The sequence below is a fragment of the Aquirufa regiilacus genome (genome assembly GCF_032470275.1).
GTDB lineage: Bacteria > Bacteroidota > Bacteroidia > Cytophagales > Spirosomataceae > Aquirufa > Aquirufa regiilacus.
Window position 1 is genome coordinate 58786 of record NZ_JAVNWW010000001.1, and the last position, 15867, is coordinate 74652.

Below are 15867 nucleotides of genomic sequence, written 5' to 3' on the forward strand. Positions count from 1 at the left end.
CCCAGCAATGGGCTTCTTTTTTTTAAACACCTACATTATGGCTTACGCATTAATTACAGGAGCAAGTAAAGGCATCGGGAAAGAGATAGCGAATGAGCTGGCTATGAAAGGCTACGATTTATTGCTCATCGCGCGCAACTCCTATGAACTTCAAATGGTCAAGGAGGAATTTGAAAAGAAATATGGTTTGAAGGTAGATTACCTGGTAGCTGATTTATCCGAGATCGGTTCAGTTGACCGAATTGTTGCTTGGGTAGAAGAGAAACAAGTTGATTTACGGATCTTAGTGAATAACGCAGGTTATGGTTTAGTGGGCCAATTCGAGCAATATAGCTTCGAGGATAATCAAAAGATGATGCAGGTTAATATGCATGCCTTGGTTGAAATGTGCCAAAAATTCTATCCTTATTTAGTAGGCAAAGGACAAGCCTATGTATTGAACATTGCGAGCTCAACGGCCTATCAGGCTATTCCGAACATGAGTTTATATGCTGCTACGAAAGTATTTGTATTGAACTTCTCACGTGGCCTATACCATGAATGGAAGGCTAAAGGAATTTCGGTGACGGTGGTGAGTCCGGGTGCTACAACGACCAACTTTAATGATCGTGCAAACCTTCAGGAGAAGGCTCGTAAAGCAGCAGAGAAGATTACAATGACACCTGCAACTGTAGCTAAACTTGCGGTAGATGGGATGTTCGCGAAGAAAATAGAGGTGATTACGGGTATGGTAAATAAACTGGGAGCTTTTCTCGCTTGGGTGGCACCGAAAGCCATCAGCGAAAAGATCGCCAAAGGAATTTATGAATAAATAGGAAAGGCCAGTTTTACTGGTCTTTTTCTTTTTCGGGATGACAGGATTTGAACCTGCGACCACACGCCCCCCAGACGTGTACGCTACCGGACTGCGCTACATACCGATTTTTACAAAGCTAATTATCCGAAGTTTTCGGCTCAATCGGAGACAATAAAAATTCGTTTTTCTCGCGCCCATTGTTGGGCATAAAACTGCAACAGGTAACTGCCCGTGGGGATTTGTTGGAGGTTTAGCGAACGCACATCCTGCGTGTCCACCATTTGCCATTGTTTAAGCATTTTCCCTTGAAGACTATAAAGCGCTACATGTACGTCTGTTATGTCGTCTTGTATTTCCACTTGAATCTGCTCCCCTTTATTCGGATTTGGATAAAGTCGAATTCCTGGATCATCCTCCGATATCCCAAAACTTGACACCTGATAGGGAGAATAACACAGAACGGGACTGGCATCTGCTAGTAAATATTTTTTGATAGCCCGAACTTGGAAAAACCCCGATTGCCTGATTTTGATTTGTGCTGTGGTGTCGCTTAGTCTTTGGCCATCTAATTTCCATTCATAGGTTGAAATGGGTTCTAAATTACTCGCTTGGATGAAATACATGCCGGATCGTTTGAGTAGTGGCATCCATGGGTTTTCCCGGGCAATGATATGCAAGGGAAGGCTCGGTGGGGACCAGCATCCATATTCATTTTGTGTTTTTAGGTAGATCGTATCGCTGGTGTTTACCACGATGGAATCGCTTTTTGCATGCGTACTCCAACGGAACTCAAAGGCCGGAGTAGCATATACCGTCACGGATTGTCCTTGACAAAACTGCCTATTTAGCGTATGAATGTGTGGCTGTGGTTCATCCGGGTAATAATAGGTTTGTACCGCCTCACTGGGTGGAGACCAACAGCCCATCGAATCTTGCCAAATAGCTTCATAGCTTGCTGGTAGGTGAGAATAAACAAATTGATTGGTTTCGTGCGTAGACCATTTATACCCAATTCCCGTTTTGTCTAGTTCGAGTAAAATTGAATCTCCCCGACAGAATCCGCCGTTGTTTTCTACTCGTATCTGAGGTCTTGCGGGTGTGGGGTTGATAAGAAGATCTAGTGGTTTTGATGGATTCGACCAGCAAATGCCATCTTCAGATACCTGCGCATAAACCTGTATCTTTCCTACTTCAATAGCTTTTGAGATGAATATCTGCGTGTTTTCTTGTCCATTCCATAAGCAGAAAGGATATGTTTCTAAGGTATGAATGCTAATTGAATCGCCTTCGCACATGTCTGAGGAAGGCGTGATCAAGGACGGCATTCCGGGTTTGGGTCGGACATCGATGTAAATAGATTCACTTCGGTAGGAACACGAATTACGTTGAATAATTGCCTGATAATTTCCAGCGGATAGCTCGGCGTTAATCGTATTTGCCCGATCGAAGATATGTCCATTGTATTCCCAGCCGACCATGTGGGCTCCGATGGGCAATTGTATGCTCAGACTCGTTTTCTCGCCCTCACAAACAAAGTTTTGGTAATTAGTTTGAATCGGAATTTCGGGTGGAGTTAGGCCTGGAAGTAATATGTCAAGTGGATCGCTGATACTTTCCGGGCAGGTAATATGTAATTCCGTGTTTTCTGGAACATAGCTTTCAAAATAATTGCTCAACTGAGTTGCCTGCCTGTTAATTAAGATTTGTGTAGCGAGATGACATCCATGGATGTTTAATGCATAGGTCCCCGACTCGCAGTTTTGGTGCAGTTGGTAGCTTAATTGAACATGTGGGAAGGATTGCGATGTTGTATCAGTTGATGGAGGGTTAACGTCAGGAGGTGGCGTGTTTGTGCTATCAGCAGGACTGCAAGTTGCCGAGGAAAGCACTTGAACATTGAAAGCTGTTCGATCGCTTTCACAGCCATTGATTTTTTGGGAAACATATCGGGTTAAAAGACTGTTGGCCGGGTTTGCCACTATCGTGTAACTTGTTGCTGTACTCAATGGACTCGTGCTTGATGCATTCAGATACCAAATATTATTAGTTCCCCCGGATGCCTTGAACGTAATGGAACGTCCAGGGCATATTTCGGAGAGTGTGCCTGTATTTTGAGGGGGATTAGGTTTAGGGAATGCTTGAGCTTGAACACCTGTTGATCGAAGACTTTCGCATCCCGCGTTGATACATGTCGCAAAATAGGTATGCGGGCTTTCATCTGAGAACGTCACGAGTAATCTTGCGCCGGTTCCCACAGGATTTTGTTGTTCATCGTACCATTGCGTTGTATGGGGGGAGCAGCCCGTTGCATTAACCGGAAAGGCTTGATTGAGACAGCCGGAATATACATTTGCGGCGTGTCGGGGCGTTGGACTCGTTTTGATTTGTAAGGTGATTTCGGTCGAGGTGCGTGGGCATGTCAAGGTTTGATTTAGATTTTGGTTGGAACCTTCGTTGTCATTATTCGCACTTACGTTGAAATCGATCCGGATTTTGAATTTTTGCCCATCAAGATTTGCCGAGGATTGTGTAATGCGCAATTGATTTTGTAGGGTCCCTTGGAATTGATTATCATCCATCATATCCACAAAAGGACCTCCATTGATCGAGCGCAACCATTGGTAATGGGTCGCTCCTTCGGTTTGGATGGATTCCAATATCCCATTTCCTCGTTCGCAAATAGCTGGGTTGAGGATGGAATTGATTTTTCGCAGTTGGATGCTCGCAGGATCAGAATAGACATAACAGCTACCTAGGCCAACTTTAACGCGGTATTGCGTCCCCGTGGGATTAGCCGTGTTTCCGGTAGGCATGATTTGGTAATTGGCCTGTGTTGCACCCGTAATATTCGCAAAGTTGGCGTCTTGTGGCCTTTTCTTCTCCCACTGAAATGTTGTTCCATCGCTTACGACGATCATCCGAATGGAGTTGCCATCGCAGTCGGCCTGCGACTGGGGCTGCTGCGTGATGACCGGACATTGTGGATATGCGAGGAAGTGGAGGAGGAGGAGTAAGAGTAAGATTTTCATTTTAATAGGGTTAGGTTTTATGGCCCCAGACTTCAGTCTGGGGATCCCTAGGCTAAAGCCTAGGGTTTTATCTAAGTTTGTTTGCCTTCGGCATCCCTAGGCTAAAGCCTAAGGTTTTATCTAAGTTTGTTTGCCTTCGGCATCCCTAGGCTAAAGCCTAGGGTTTTATCTAAGTTTGTTTGCCTTCGGCATCCCTAGGCTAAAGCCTTGGGTTCTTATTAGACGTGAGTTATCGCGTCTCAACATTCGTTTTGTTTGCCTTCGGCATCCCTAGGCTAAAGCCTAGGGTTCTTATTAGACGTGAGTTATCGCGTCTCAACATTCGTTATAAGCTATTTATAACCTCAGACTTTAGTCTGAGGATTTCAAAGCGAAACTAAACCAAATGTCCAGTTAATCTCATTCCCAAATGGAATCCCCCCTCCGATTATCAACTTAATGATAAAAAAAAGCCAGCCCCCGTTCGACGGAGGCTGGCAAGAAAATCAATAAGATGATAATTTTAGATATCGCAGATGCCAACGGCCTGTGCAAGGGAAGCCATTTTGTCTTCGCGAGCCGGAATGAATTCCTGCCCAATGTATCCTTTATATCCAGTATCATAAATCGCTTTGATAATAGCGCGGTAATTCAACTCTTGCGTATCATCAATCTCATTACGTCCCGGAACACCACCTGTGTGGTAGTGCGAGATATATGGATAGTATTTCTTAATCGTTGCAATTACGTCCCCTTCCATGATTTGCATGTGGTAGATGTCGTATAGCAATTTGAATTTATCGGAACCGACCATCTCACAAAGTGCCGCGCCCCATTCTGTGGTATCCGCTTGGTAATCTTTGTGGTTTACTTTGGAGTTTAATAATTCCATCGAAATCGTCACATTGTAACGCTCCGCGGTCTTCATGATGCGCTGTAAACCTTTTTTGCAGTTGATCAAGCCATCCTCATCGCTCATGCCATCGCGGTTACCCGAGAAGGTGATGATGTTCTTAACACCGGCTTTCGCCGCTTTTGGAATGATATCTTCGTAAAAGCCAACTAAAGCGTCGTGGTTTTTGACTTTGTTAAAGAAGTTCGGGATGTTCATGCCCGCTGGGTATTTACCCCAACCGATTGCCGCGGTCATGTCGTATTTTTTCAGGATATCCCATTCTTCGGGACCTGTTAATTCGATGGATGACAAACCGATGCGTTTGGCATTGACAATTAATTCCTCAAACGGAATTTTATCATAACACCAGCGACATGCAGAATGCTGTACTTTTCCTTTTAGGTCTGCACCCACAGCGATGTCCGCTTTCTTGAAACGGTCCTCCATGGATGAACCGAATAATCCCAAACCGGCTAATCCTGCCGAGCTTTTTAGAATTTCTCTCCGACTCAAATTGTTTTTCATAGTCTTTGTTTGATAGGTTTATTTGAAATTTGCAAGCATGCTCGCCGTTTGGTAAGCAATCTTTGCATTGTATGCTTCTGCAATCGATTTATATCGAAATAGGTCAATAATCGTACCGACCAATAAAAATCCACCCGTAAAAAAATAGAGCAATCCCAAACCGATGCGATCCGTGATGAAGCGTTGCAAGCCAGCAAAGCAAACAAAGCCCGCCAAGGTACACACAAGAATCAATACCGGATCCCGGCGCTTGCTCAAGTAAATCGACATGAACTGGGTTTGTTGGTTCTCCGACATCCCCTGTAGAATCGGCGTGAGGGCATTGGCTTCTGCCAAATCTAAACTAGCCAATTTGGGAAGTATGTTCGAGTTCATCAGTGAAATAGTAAATTCAAACTGTTAGTTACGAAAATTTCACTTAGCTCAAAAATGATTCCCGGGAAAATTCCGAAAATGATGCTCAAGATGCCTAGACCGAAAAGACTGAACTTTTCAAGGATCGTTAAGTCGGGCAATTCCCAGGTGCTTTCGCGAACAAAATAGCTACCCAAATAGATCTTTTGGAAGGTCCATAATAAATAACCGGCACCCAATAAAATTCCCAGTGCACCGAGAATCGCATAGATCGGTGTTAAATTTGTGCTCGTGAAGGCTCCCATCAAACTGAAGAATTCGCCAATGAATCCGGAGAAACCGGGTAGACCCAAGGATGCGAAAATCGCAATGCCGGATACCACCGTAAACCAAGGCATTTTCGTGGCAAGGCCAGCGAAATTATCGATTTGGCGATTGCCTGTCCGACTGTATAACACACCCACCATCAAGAATAATAGGGATGATAAAATTCCATGGGATAATAACTGAAAGATTGCTCCCTGCCAGCCTTCTGGGGTGAAGGACGCGATTCCGACCAACACAAATCCCATATGCGACACGGAAGAATAGGCAACCAATTTCTTCAAATCCGTCATCGCCAAGGCATTGTATGCTCCATAAATAATGGACAAGACACCTAATCCGGCCATGATGCCTGCCGCGTCAACGGCCTCCGTCGGGAAAAACGGAATCGCCATGCGCAACCAGCCATAAGCCCCTATTTTCAACAAGACGCCCGCCAATAAAACTGAGATAGGCGTAGGTGCTTCCACGTGCGCATCGGGTAGCCACGTGTGTAAAGGAACCAAAGGTAATTTGATGGCGAAGCCAATAAACAATAACCAGAATCCCCAGGCACGTCCCGATAATCCTCCTAATAAGAACCCCGATTGTGGACTGAATAGGTTATTCGGTTGGCAGTTTTTGGGATCACTTAACACTTGTAAATCAAAACTGTGCACAATTTGGTTAGGCGCAATTTCATGGGCCGCTAAGGCCGTTTGCATGGATTGCAATGCCTCGATGCCAAAGCCTTGGTTGACGCCTAATTTCTGCAAAGACAATGCCGTTTCATAAGGATCCATGTAGGCCAAGGCGATTCCCAACATCACAATCAGGATGAAAAGCGAGCCCACCAAGGTATAAATGAAGAATTTCAATGATGCGTAATTCCGACGCGGTCCTCCCCAGATTCCGATTAAGAAATACATCGGCAATAACATGAATTCAAAGAAGACGTAGAACAAGAACATGTCCCGCGCAACAAAGCAACCCATCAAGGATGCGTTCAGTAATAAGACCAAGGCATAATATCCCTCGATTTTCTCATGGATGTCTTTGGAGTTCCATAAAGCTACAAAGCTTATCAAACCCGTTAGTAAGATCAACCCGATGCTTAATCCATCGACGCCAAGGGAATATTTGGACACAAAATGTCCCAGGCTTCCCAAGTTTAAATGTATCCAATCGAAGGATTCCGTTAGTTGAAATCCATTGTGTGTTGGGTCAAAAACCAAAGCGATTTTCGCCAAGACAAGCAATTGAATTCCGATGACCGCGATGGACACGAGCCTTGCATAGCTTGCGCCTAATTTCCCAAACCCAACCACGAGTGAGGCAATAAGCGGCAATAGAATGATGTATGATAAGTTTCCCATTAATACAAAAGGTAAATTAGGATGAAAACCAATGTGAAGAATACCCAAAACCAGTAGCGGTGCAATTGCGCCGACTGCCAAGTTCGCAAACGTGCGCCTAAGCCTCGGCTAAAGGATGCAATCAGACTAACGGAACCATCTACGAGATGTTTGTCGGTCCAGGCACTCAGGTGGGCAATGATTACTTGTAATTCCGTGAATTTGACAACGATTCTGTCGACGATGCGTGCGTCGAATCGCTGCATTTGTTGGCCGATATACCAAGCCAACCGATAGGCTGATGGCCACATAAATCCAAGGAATTGATAATTTGTTTGTGGAACCCAGCGGCATGTCAGGTAGGTAATTCCTAGTCCGAGGATCCAAGAACCTGCCGTGATGCCCAACCAAAATCCAGGAATGTGATAATTGTCAATGTGGAAAAAAGCTAGGAATACCGAATGATGTGCATCCATCGGATTTAGCGAAATCCAGAAAAATAAACTCAAGAAAATCAGTAAGCTAATCGGTATCACTTGTAACCATTCCGTGTGTGATTTTTCGAGTACGTGCCCGCCACGGTTTTGGCCTAGGAAAATCAAATAGATTTGTCGGCACATGTACGTCGCCGTTAAACCCATGCCCAATGCTAAAGCCCCTAAAAGCACATAGTAATAATTTGCATAGGCACTATGCTGCGCCGAATCCCACAAGAATCCCGCAATATTCTCCTTGCTGTAAAATCCACTTGTGAAGGGAATACCCAACATCCCCGCGCCAAAAATCAGATAAGCAATAAAGCTCAGCGGCAATTGTTTCCGCAAGCCTCCCATGTTGTGAAGACTTTGTGCATCTGCATGATGCGTCGCTTTTTGGTGGTGCAAATAATGAATCACCGAGCCAGCGGTTAGGAAAAGTCCTGCCTTGAAAATGCCGTGTGCATAAAGGTGAAATAGCGAGGCGCTAGATCCCATGCCCAGCCACATTAAGCCTAATTGCGAAATGGTCGAATAAGCCAAAGCCTTTTTGATGTCGTTTTGAAATAGGGCAAAAAATGCACCTGAAACAAGCGAAATCGCACCAATCACACCCATGAATAAATGCGCTTCCTCCCCGATGAATGGGAAAACGCGAATGCCCACAAATACCCCGGCCGCAACCATCGTTGCCGCGTGAATTAATGCGGAGGCCGGTGTAGGACCTTCCATCGCATCGGGCAACCAGGACATCAAGGGAAATTGAGCCGATTTACCTATTCCTCCCATAATTACCGCAATGCCGATAAGCGCAGGAGCGCTGCCATGCATACCCGAAAAGACAGAAGTTTCGAAGTAATTCGCTAGGCCAATTAAACCAAAAAGCAAGGCAATGTCCCCGATTCGGTTTAAAAGAAATGCTTTTTTGGCTGCTTTGATTGGTGCTTCTTTTTGATGCCAAAAGCTAATTAACAGATAGGAGCAAGCACCTACTAATTCCCAGGCGCCGTAAAAAATATAGATTTGGTCGGTGAGCACAAGGAGTGTCATGGACCCGATAAATACATGTAAATAGCTGTAATATCGCCCTATGTTGGCGTCTTCAGCGAGGTAAGATTTCGAGAAAATTTGGACAAATAAGGCAACAATACTGACCAATAAAAGCAATAATTGGGCGGATTTTGTTACCCAAAAACTCGCCGCAATTGCCTTGCCACCCAGGTCGAACCACGGGTAGCTCGTGATGTTCTCGGGCATGTGGCCCACTTTGAATGCGAGGTAGGTAAATATTCCCGCCAATACGATGGATGTATTGACTTGGACTTTTTTAGGGAGCAACGCAATCAAGCCGGCGGAAAGCCAAGGCAGGATGAGCAGCGCTAAAAAAATCGTTTGTACAGGCATAAAAGTGTTTAAGGAAGCAAAGATAAAATAATCTACTGATTTTGTAGGGAATCAGGGGCAATTATCCGCCAGAAACCGGTGGAATCAAGGCGATTTCCATGCGTTCCTCGATGATGAAATCGGGTTTTGGGAAATGGTGGTCGGCTGCCAGGCGCAAGGAAGGTAAATTGCTAAGCTCGGGAAACGTATTTTTCGTCAGGTTTAAAAGCGTTTCGGCATCTACGAGCTCCTGCGTTTCGATACTTATTTCATCTTTTTTTAGAAGATCGCGGCAAATGCCAAACAGAAGCAGGGTATAGGTGGCCATATTTTTTGTAATTTGCGAGACTAATGTATAAAGATAATCAACTCTTGGATAATCACGGTCGGCCGATGACGTATTTACGTCTCGCGGTGACGGATCGATGCAATTTACGTTGCTCGTATTGTATGCCGGCGGAGGGGATTGTCTACATGCCGGAGCGGGAATTGTTGACCTGGGCAGAGATGTCGCGGGTGGTGCGGGTGATGTATGGCATGGGAATTAACAAAGTTCGGATAACGGGGGGCGAGCCATTTGTGCGAAATGGGCTGATGGATTTTCTGACGGAGATTTCGGCTTTGGAGGGTTTGGAGATTTGTTTGACGAGCAATGGGGTGTTGATTGGGGCGTATATCGACCAATTAAAGTCCTTGGGTATTCGCTCGGTGAATTTGAGTTTGGATGCTTTGGATCGCGATCGATTTAAGCAGATAACCCGTCGGGATGATTATGAGATTGTCTTCCAAAACTTATTGCGCCTGGTAGCTGAAGGATTTGAGGTAAAAATCAATGCCGTGGTTATGAAGGGGCAGAATGAGCAAGATATTTTGGCTTTGGCGGCTTTGACCAAAGACCTGCCTGTTTCGGTGCGTTATATTGAGGAGATGCCATTTAATGGTTCGGGTTTGGTGGAAGGGACTTTGTTTTGGAACCATGAACGAATTTTGAAGGAATTGAAAACTGTGTATCCTTCGCTTAAGTCAATATTGATGCAGGGAGGCGAAACGGCGAATCGTTACGAAATTCCGGGTCATCTAGGTGATGTAGGGATTATTGCTGCATTTTCTCGTACGTTCTGTGGGACTTGTAATCGGGTTCGTTTAACGGCCAAAGGGCAGGTGAAAACCTGTTTATACGATGATGGCGTTTTTGATTTGAAAGCGTATCTTCGCAAGGGAATTTCGGATGAGGAGTTGCGGGAAGTATTGTTGGGATTATACCAAAAGCGGCCTCTCGATGGTTTTGAGGCTGAAAAAAATAGAAAGGGCGTGATCAATGAATCGATGACGACCATAGGAGGTTAATTTATGAGCGTATTAGCTGAAATTATTGATGGCTTTTCGAAGCTGCGGGTCATGGTGATCGGGGATCTCATGGTGGATGCCTACACGTGGGGAAAGGTAACGCGTATTTCGCCGGAGGCACCCGTGCCGGTGGTGAATGTCGTGAAGCGTGAATCGCGTTTAGGTGGTGCAGGTAATGTGGTGTTGAATGTCGCGAGTTTGGGTGCCAAACCGATCGTTTTCTCGGTCATCGGGGATGATGCGACGGGGCAGTCTCTTATCTCGATTTTGTCTGAAGCAGGTTTGTCGGTGGACGGAATCATCCAAGAAGTTGGTCGGCCTACGACCGTCAAAGAGCGTGTGATTGCGGGGTCCCAACAATTAATTCGGGTGGACTCGGAGACGGAAAAAGCAATTTCATCTGCTTCAGAAGCATCGCTAGTAGCGGCGGTCAAAGCAGCTATTTCGCAAGTGGATGTCATTATTTTTGAGGATTACGACAAAGGAGTATTGAGCGAGGGTTTGATTCAGGAAGTGATGGGATTGGCTCGTGTGGCGGGAATTCCTACCGTCGTGGATCCGAAGAAAAAGAACTTTTTTGCTTACCAAGGGGCGACCTTGTTTAAGCCGAATTTACATGAGTTGCGGGATGGTTTGGGCTTGGATGCATCGGATTTGAGTGCTTTGGCCTTGCCGGCAACCGTCAAAAAGTTTAAGGAATCCCAACGATTTGAAGGCCTATTTGTGACGCTTTCGGAGCGTGGCGTGTACATGGATTTCCGTTCCGAGCAGGTAGCTATTCCGGCGCATATTCGTCAGATTGCCGATGTTTCTGGCGCGGGGGATACGGTGATTTCGATTGCCGCATGTGCGTTGGCGGCTGGAGCTAGTCCCGCGCAAATCGCTGAACTCGCGAACTTAGGCGGAGGTTTGGTGTGTGAGTCTTTAGGCGTGGTGCCGATTGATGTGAATTTACTGAAAAGGGAGGCGGCAAGCCTTTTATAGTGATAACCCTAGGCTTTAGCCTAGGGATTCCGGCCGGAGGCCGGTGGGGATGATGTTCAGACTTCGTCAGAAGTCCCCAGGTTAAAACCTGGGGCTATCAATAACCCTAGGCTTTAGCCTAGGGACTCCAGCCGGTGGCGTGTGGATAGACTTAAGTCTGGGGTTATAAATTAATTGATAATCGTTCAGAATTATCATGTTTTTACTTTCACTAAAACCGGAACGATTTCATTTTTGAGAAAAAACTCTTTTTCTCATGTCTCACACAAATCTCAAAGTACATGCAGTTTGGGCAACCAAATTTCGTAAACCACTTTTAATCAAAGAAATTCGATTTTTGATTTGCCAGCATATTCGAATACATGCTCATTCGAAAGGGATTCAAATTCATTCGATTGATGGCTATCATGATCATATTCACTGTTTATTTTCATTGCCTCCCGAATTATCATTAAGTCAAGCGATTAAAATTTTGAAAGGAGAGTCGGCATTTTGGATTAATAAACAAAATTATTTTAGTCACGCGTTTGCTTGGGCAAAAGAATATTATGCCGTGTCTGTCAGTGAATCTGCGGTCCCGGACATTGCTTTATATATTTATGCGCAGGAACAAAAGCATCAACACTTTGATCAAGTGATAAAAGCCTTTGGAGTGAGTAATAACCCTAGGCTTTAGCCTAGGGATTCCGTGAGGAGGTCGGTGTGAATGATTTTCGTGGGGGTGCTTATTACCCTAGGCTTTAGCCTAAGGATTCCGGCGAAAGCCGGTGGGGATGATGTGCAGACTATGTCTGAGAAGGCCCCAGACTAAAGTCAGGGGTTATTAGATAGGGATTCAGGCCGGAGGACGGTGGGGATTATTTGCAGATGAAGTCTAGAGCCCCAGGTTAAAACCTGTAGAGCCCCAGACTAAAGTCAGGGGTTATTAGATAGGGATTCCGGCCGGAGGTCGGTGGGGATTATTTGCAGATGAAGTCTAGAGCCAGGTTGAAACCTGTAGAGCCCCAGACTAAAGTCTGTAGAGCCCCAGGTTAAAACCTGGGGTTATAAATCTAGTTAACCCACGCCGTGAATTCGATTTCCACTTTGTATTGTGGAGCGATTAGGGCAGAGATTTCGTAGATACCGGTTGTTGGTTTTACATCGCCAAAGAAGTGTGCATGGGCACGGGCGATTTCCAAATTTTGAGATATATCCGTGGTGAAGATGCGTGTACGTACGACATCTTTAATGGATGAACCTGCCTCTTCCAAGACGACGGCGATACGCTCGATGATGTTATACGTTTGGGCATAGAAATCATCCGCGGTAACTTTTTCCGCATCGATGATAGCTACTGTACCTGAAATTTCTAATAAGTTTCCTGTTTTTACCGCACGGCAATAACCGAATGTATCTTCAAATGGGGAACCGGAGGAGATGTTGAGTCTTTGTGACATGGTGGTGGGGTTTTGTGAAATCCCCAGACTAAAGTCTGGGGTTATAAGTATGTTTCCTGTCAGACTTCGTCTGAATCCCTAGGCTAAAGCCTAGGGTTATAACGATCTAACTTTTCGCTTGTTTTACAATCTTCTCCCACATCTCCGGCTTTGCGTGGCGAACCACTTCACCGATCACGATGATGGCAGGATTACGAAGGTCTTCTTTTTTTGCCAAATTTTCAAGTTCCGCCGCGGTGGAAATACCAATGCGCTGATTCGACATCGTACCGTTTTGGATGATGGCAGCAGAAATTTCTCCCTTGCCGTATTGTTGGCATAACGAGGCGATTTCGCTTAATTTATTCATCCCCATTAGGATGACCAAAGTTGCTGTAGATTGTAAACCCAGTTTGAGGTCTTCCGATAAGCTGCCGTCCGATTTGGTACCGGTCATCACCCAGAAACTTTCATTCACACCGCGAACGGTCAAAGGAATATCTGCTGCACCGGGCGCCGCATAAGATGAACTGATGCCTGGAATATATCCGGTTAGAAGTCCGTAGGATTTCGCGAATTCGATTTCTTCTTGGCCTCTTCCGAACACAAATGGGTCACCGCCTTTCAAGCGAACGACATGTCCCAACGCATAGGCTTTTTCTACGATCAATTCGTTGATGGCTGCTTGCGAATGGCTCTCGCCAGGCTTTTTGCCCACGTAGATTTGTTCGCAGGTAGGGTAGCAATGCTCTAATAACGTTTTGTCCACCAAAGCATCGAACAATACCGCTTGTGCCGAGGCAATCGCTTTAATCGCCTTCAAGGTGATCAATTCCGGATCACCAGGGCCCGCACCCACCACCGTGAGGCGGGGTTGTGGTTCTAATTTTCTGAAATGTGCTAAATTTTTCATGCGATTGCTTGGCGGAAAGTTGTGGCTGCTGTTAAAAAGTTTTTGGCCTGTTCAGCAAATTGACGCGCAAAGGCTTCTGAGGGTTCGTTTTGGTTGATCTGCAAGACCAATTCCGGGAAGCTCGAAGCCTCAATCGCAAATTCACCTGTCGCTACAAAATGCTCTTCAAACTTGTTGATGACCGCGTTTTGATTGGCTACGGTCACCGATTTATCTAATAACAAGGCTTTGGCAGCTGAAATAAAGACCGAATATGCATGGTAAATCGAATCTGCCCAGCGCTTGTCTTCCAAAGCCGCCGCTGTCCATTCGTATTTTTCCTCCGATTCAAACAATAAGGTCGCTACCAAATCGATCATCACACCGGCACATTCACCTACGCCGATTTCCGTTGCGAAGGTATCCGTCGAGCCCCAATCGATGAAGTCTGCATCTACCAACGTGGTCAAATCCGCAATCGGTTTCAATAGATTGTAGAAATATTTCTCGCCTTGACGATCGTAATATTCGTGGAAGTATTCACCGTCTTGGGCGTTTTCTTCGAAATTGTTCAATAAAACGCGTAGTACTTCGGGACCTCTTTTGGAAGGAACTTTGATGACTTTATCCGCGATACGTCCGTCGCCATTTCCTAAGGTTGCTCCGCCGATCAACACCTGCAAAGCTGGCAAAACACGTTTATCGGCAGCTTTCAAAGATGAACCGTGGAAGCCGATGGACGCCATGCTGTGTTGGCCACAAGCATTCATACATCCTGAAATCTTGATTTTCATCGCTGAATCATGAATCAATGATGGGAATTCTTCATTGATCACTTGCTCCAATTTTGAGGTAATGTGTGTCGAATCCGAGATCGCCAAATTACAGGTATCCGTTCCCGGGCATGCCGTGATGTTCGCGATGGAATTCGCACCGGGTGCCGCCAAACCATGTGCGTTCAATACTTGGAATACATAAGGCAAGTTGGCCGTAGGAACAAACTTCAACATCAATCCTTGGTTGATGGTAATGCGGATATCATCCCCGATGTATCCTTTTAATGCCTCGATTAGCGAACGAGAAGTGTCACTTGATATATTGCCATTCAAGATCCGCACGTAAACCGCGTGGAATCCTTTTTGCTTTTGTTCAAAGGTATTCGTGTCGACCCACGTTTGGTATTCAGCCGTTTCAGGTGCTGCGATGTCTGCTTGTAAACTTGGTTCTGAAACCTCCCAAGCGGATGCATCTGCAATCGAGAAGCTATGATTTTTCAAGGCTTTGGTTTCTGCATTCACCAAATTCATGAATTCCTCAAAACCAATTTTCTGAATCAAGAACTTCATGCGGGCTTTGTGGCGTGAGTTACGCTCGCCGTGGCGATCGAAAACGCGAAGCACCGACTCGATGAATGGGATGACCTGGTCTTCTGCAAGGAATTCGTAGGCGGTATGTGCCAACATCGGTTGGGCCCCCAATCCACCGCCCACCACGACTTTAAAGCCGCGGGTGCCGTCTTGGATTTTGGGAATAAAACCAACGTCATGTAGATACGCGAGTGATGTATCTTCTTCGGTATTGGAGAAAGACATCTTAATTTTGCGCCCCATTTCTTGGCAGATGGGATTGCGTAGGAAATAACGAAAAGCCGCGTCCGCGTGCGGGCTTACGTCGAAAAGTTCTTTGGGATCGATGCCCGAAGTAGGGGAGGCGGTGATGTTACGCACCGTATTTCCGCAGGCTTCACGCAAGGTGATATCGTCTTGTTCCAATTTCGCCCAAAGTTCCGGTGTCCGGTCCAAAGAAACGAAGTGAATTTGAATGTCTTGACGGGTCGTTAAATGCAAGTTTCCAGTTGAATATTCGTCGGAAATATCCGCGATACGCTTCCATTGGTGGAATTGAATCTTGCCATAAGGCAATTTGATTCGAATCATCTGAACGCCTTGTTGGCGCTGTCCATACACCCCACGCGCCAAACGAAGGCTACGGAATTTCTCCTCGTGAATTTCGCCAGCCTTGAATTGGGCAATCTTTTTGGCCAAATCCAGGATGTCTTTTTCTACGATGGGGTTTTCTATCTCAGAGCGGAAACTTTGCATAATGTTATCTTAGTAAGTAATTAAGTCTA

General features: G+C 45.6%; 13 protein-coding genes and 1 tRNA gene. 4 read left to right on the forward strand and 10 right to left on the reverse strand.

The features are described 5' to 3' along the window. Positions 1 to 37: 37 nt before the first annotated feature. Positions 38 to 811, forward strand: coding sequence for an SDR family NAD(P)-dependent oxidoreductase (locus tag PQG45_RS00260; RefSeq protein WP_315577383.1), 774 nt, complete (start codon positions 38 to 40; stop codon positions 809 to 811). Positions 812 to 846: 35 nt separating this feature from the next. On the opposite strand, the gene PQG45_RS00265 is transcribed toward PQG45_RS00260, so the two are convergent. The 7 genes from PQG45_RS00265 to PQG45_RS00295 form a co-directional block, all read right to left on the reverse strand. Then, positions 847 to 920, reverse strand: a tRNA-Pro gene (locus PQG45_RS00265). Positions 921 to 954: 34 nt separating this feature from the next. Further along, positions 955 to 3825: an Ig-like domain-containing protein gene (locus PQG45_RS00270; RefSeq protein WP_315577382.1), complete on the reverse strand. Its 2871-nt coding sequence runs from the start codon at positions 3823 to 3825 to the stop codon at positions 955 to 957. Positions 3826 to 4327: 502 nt separating this feature from the next. Further along, a complete protein-coding gene (locus tag PQG45_RS00275; protein WP_315577381.1) occupies positions 4328 to 5224 on the reverse strand; it encodes a hydroxypyruvate isomerase family protein in 897 nt (298 codons plus the stop codon). 18 nt (positions 5225 to 5242) lie between these two features. Continuing rightward, the gene (locus tag PQG45_RS00280; protein WP_316070049.1) at positions 5243 to 5599 is read right to left on the reverse strand and encodes a hypothetical protein; all 357 of its coding nucleotides are present in this window, start codon (positions 5597 to 5599) and stop codon (positions 5243 to 5245) included. Further along, positions 5599 to 7257: a complex I subunit 4 family protein gene (locus tag PQG45_RS00285; RefSeq protein ID WP_316070050.1), complete on the reverse strand. Its 1659-nt coding sequence runs from the start codon at positions 7255 to 7257 to the stop codon at positions 5599 to 5601. Before PQG45_RS00285 ends, PQG45_RS00280 begins: the two co-directional genes overlap by 1 nt. Beyond that, entirely contained in the window at positions 7257 to 9116 is a 1860-nt protein-coding gene (locus PQG45_RS00290; RefSeq protein WP_316070051.1) for an NADH-quinone oxidoreductase subunit 5 family protein, read from the reverse strand. Before PQG45_RS00290 ends, PQG45_RS00285 begins: the two co-directional genes overlap by 1 nt. A 61-nt stretch (positions 9117 to 9177) precedes the next feature. Then, positions 9178 to 9423: a MoaD/ThiS family protein gene (locus PQG45_RS00295; RefSeq protein ID WP_316070052.1), complete on the reverse strand. Its 246-nt coding sequence runs from the start codon at positions 9421 to 9423 to the stop codon at positions 9178 to 9180. Between the two features lie 23 nt (positions 9424 to 9446). Here PQG45_RS00295 and moaA point away from each other — a divergent pair, with 23 nt between their 5' ends. The 3 genes from moaA (at position 9447) to tnpA (ending at position 12102) form a co-directional block, all read left to right on the forward strand. Then, positions 9447 to 10442, forward strand: a complete 996-nt coding sequence (gene moaA, locus PQG45_RS00300) for a GTP 3',8-cyclase MoaA (protein ID WP_316070053.1) — start codon at positions 9447 to 9449, stop codon at positions 10440 to 10442. A 3-nt stretch (positions 10443 to 10445) separates the two neighbouring features. Next, entirely contained in the window at positions 10446 to 11426 is a 981-nt protein-coding gene (locus tag PQG45_RS00305) for a bifunctional heptose 7-phosphate kinase/heptose 1-phosphate adenyltransferase (RefSeq protein ID WP_315577375.1), read from the forward strand. A gap of 256 nt (positions 11427 to 11682) precedes the next feature. Then, entirely contained in the window at positions 11683 to 12102 is a 420-nt protein-coding gene (gene tnpA, locus PQG45_RS00310) for an IS200/IS605 family transposase (RefSeq protein ID WP_315577374.1), read from the forward strand. Between the two features lie 376 nt (positions 12103 to 12478). Here the strand turns inward: tnpA and PQG45_RS00315 are convergent, their stop codons facing one another. The 3 genes from PQG45_RS00315 to PQG45_RS00325 form a co-directional block, all read right to left on the reverse strand. Then, positions 12479 to 12865, reverse strand: coding sequence for a RidA family protein (locus tag PQG45_RS00315; RefSeq protein WP_315577373.1), 387 nt, complete (start codon positions 12863 to 12865; stop codon positions 12479 to 12481). Positions 12866 to 12971: 106 nt separating this feature from the next. Further along, on the reverse strand, positions 12972 to 13757 hold the full coding sequence (gene cobA, locus PQG45_RS00320; RefSeq protein ID WP_316070054.1) for a uroporphyrinogen-III C-methyltransferase: 786 nt from the start codon (positions 13755 to 13757) through the stop codon (positions 12972 to 12974). Further along, positions 13754 to 15838 carry a nitrite/sulfite reductase gene (locus PQG45_RS00325; RefSeq protein WP_316070055.1) on the reverse strand — a complete coding sequence of 695 codons (2085 nt, stop codon included), beginning with the start codon at positions 15836 to 15838 and terminating at the stop codon, positions 13754 to 13756. Before PQG45_RS00325 ends, cobA begins: the two co-directional genes overlap by 4 nt. Positions 15839 to 15867: the final 29 nt, after the last annotated feature.

Excerpts from the sequence above, each read along its gene's own strand:
- PQG45_RS00305 (WP_315577375.1), top strand. The coding sequence starts at position 10,446 with ATGAGCGTATTAGCTGAAATTATTGATGGCTTTTCGAAGCTGCGGGTC.
- PQG45_RS00260 (WP_315577383.1), top strand. The coding sequence starts at position 38 with ATGGCTTACGCATTAATTACAGGAGCAAGTAAAGGCATCGGGAAAGAG.
- PQG45_RS00285 (WP_316070050.1), bottom strand. The coding sequence starts at position 7,257 with ATGGGAAACTTATCATACATCATTCTATTGCCGCTTATTGCCTCACTC.
- PQG45_RS00275 (WP_315577381.1), bottom strand. The coding sequence starts at position 5,224 with ATGAAAAACAATTTGAGTCGGAGAGAAATTCTAAAAAGCTCGGCAGGA.
- PQG45_RS00270 (WP_315577382.1), bottom strand. The coding sequence starts at position 3,825 with ATGAAAATCTTACTCTTACTCCTCCTCCTCCACTTCCTCGCATATCCA.
- tnpA (WP_315577374.1), top strand. The coding sequence starts at position 11,683 with ATGTCTCACACAAATCTCAAAGTACATGCAGTTTGGGCAACCAAATTT.
- PQG45_RS00325 (WP_316070055.1), bottom strand. The coding sequence starts at position 15,838 with ATGCAAAGTTTCCGCTCTGAGATAGAAAACCCCATCGTAGAAAAAGAC.
- moaA (WP_316070053.1), top strand. The coding sequence starts at position 9,447 with ATGTATAAAGATAATCAACTCTTGGATAATCACGGTCGGCCGATGACG.
- PQG45_RS00315 (WP_315577373.1), bottom strand. The coding sequence starts at position 12,865 with ATGTCACAAAGACTCAACATCTCCTCCGGTTCCCCATTTGAAGATACA.
- PQG45_RS00280 (WP_316070049.1), bottom strand. The coding sequence starts at position 5,599 with ATGAACTCGAACATACTTCCCAAATTGGCTAGTTTAGATTTGGCAGAA.
- cobA (WP_316070054.1), bottom strand. The coding sequence starts at position 13,757 with ATGAAAAATTTAGCACATTTCAGAAAATTAGAACCACAACCCCGCCTC.
- PQG45_RS00295 (WP_316070052.1), bottom strand. The coding sequence starts at position 9,423 with ATGGCCACCTATACCCTGCTTCTGTTTGGCATTTGCCGCGATCTTCTA.
- PQG45_RS00290 (WP_316070051.1), bottom strand. The coding sequence starts at position 9,116 with ATGCCTGTACAAACGATTTTTTTAGCGCTGCTCATCCTGCCTTGGCTT.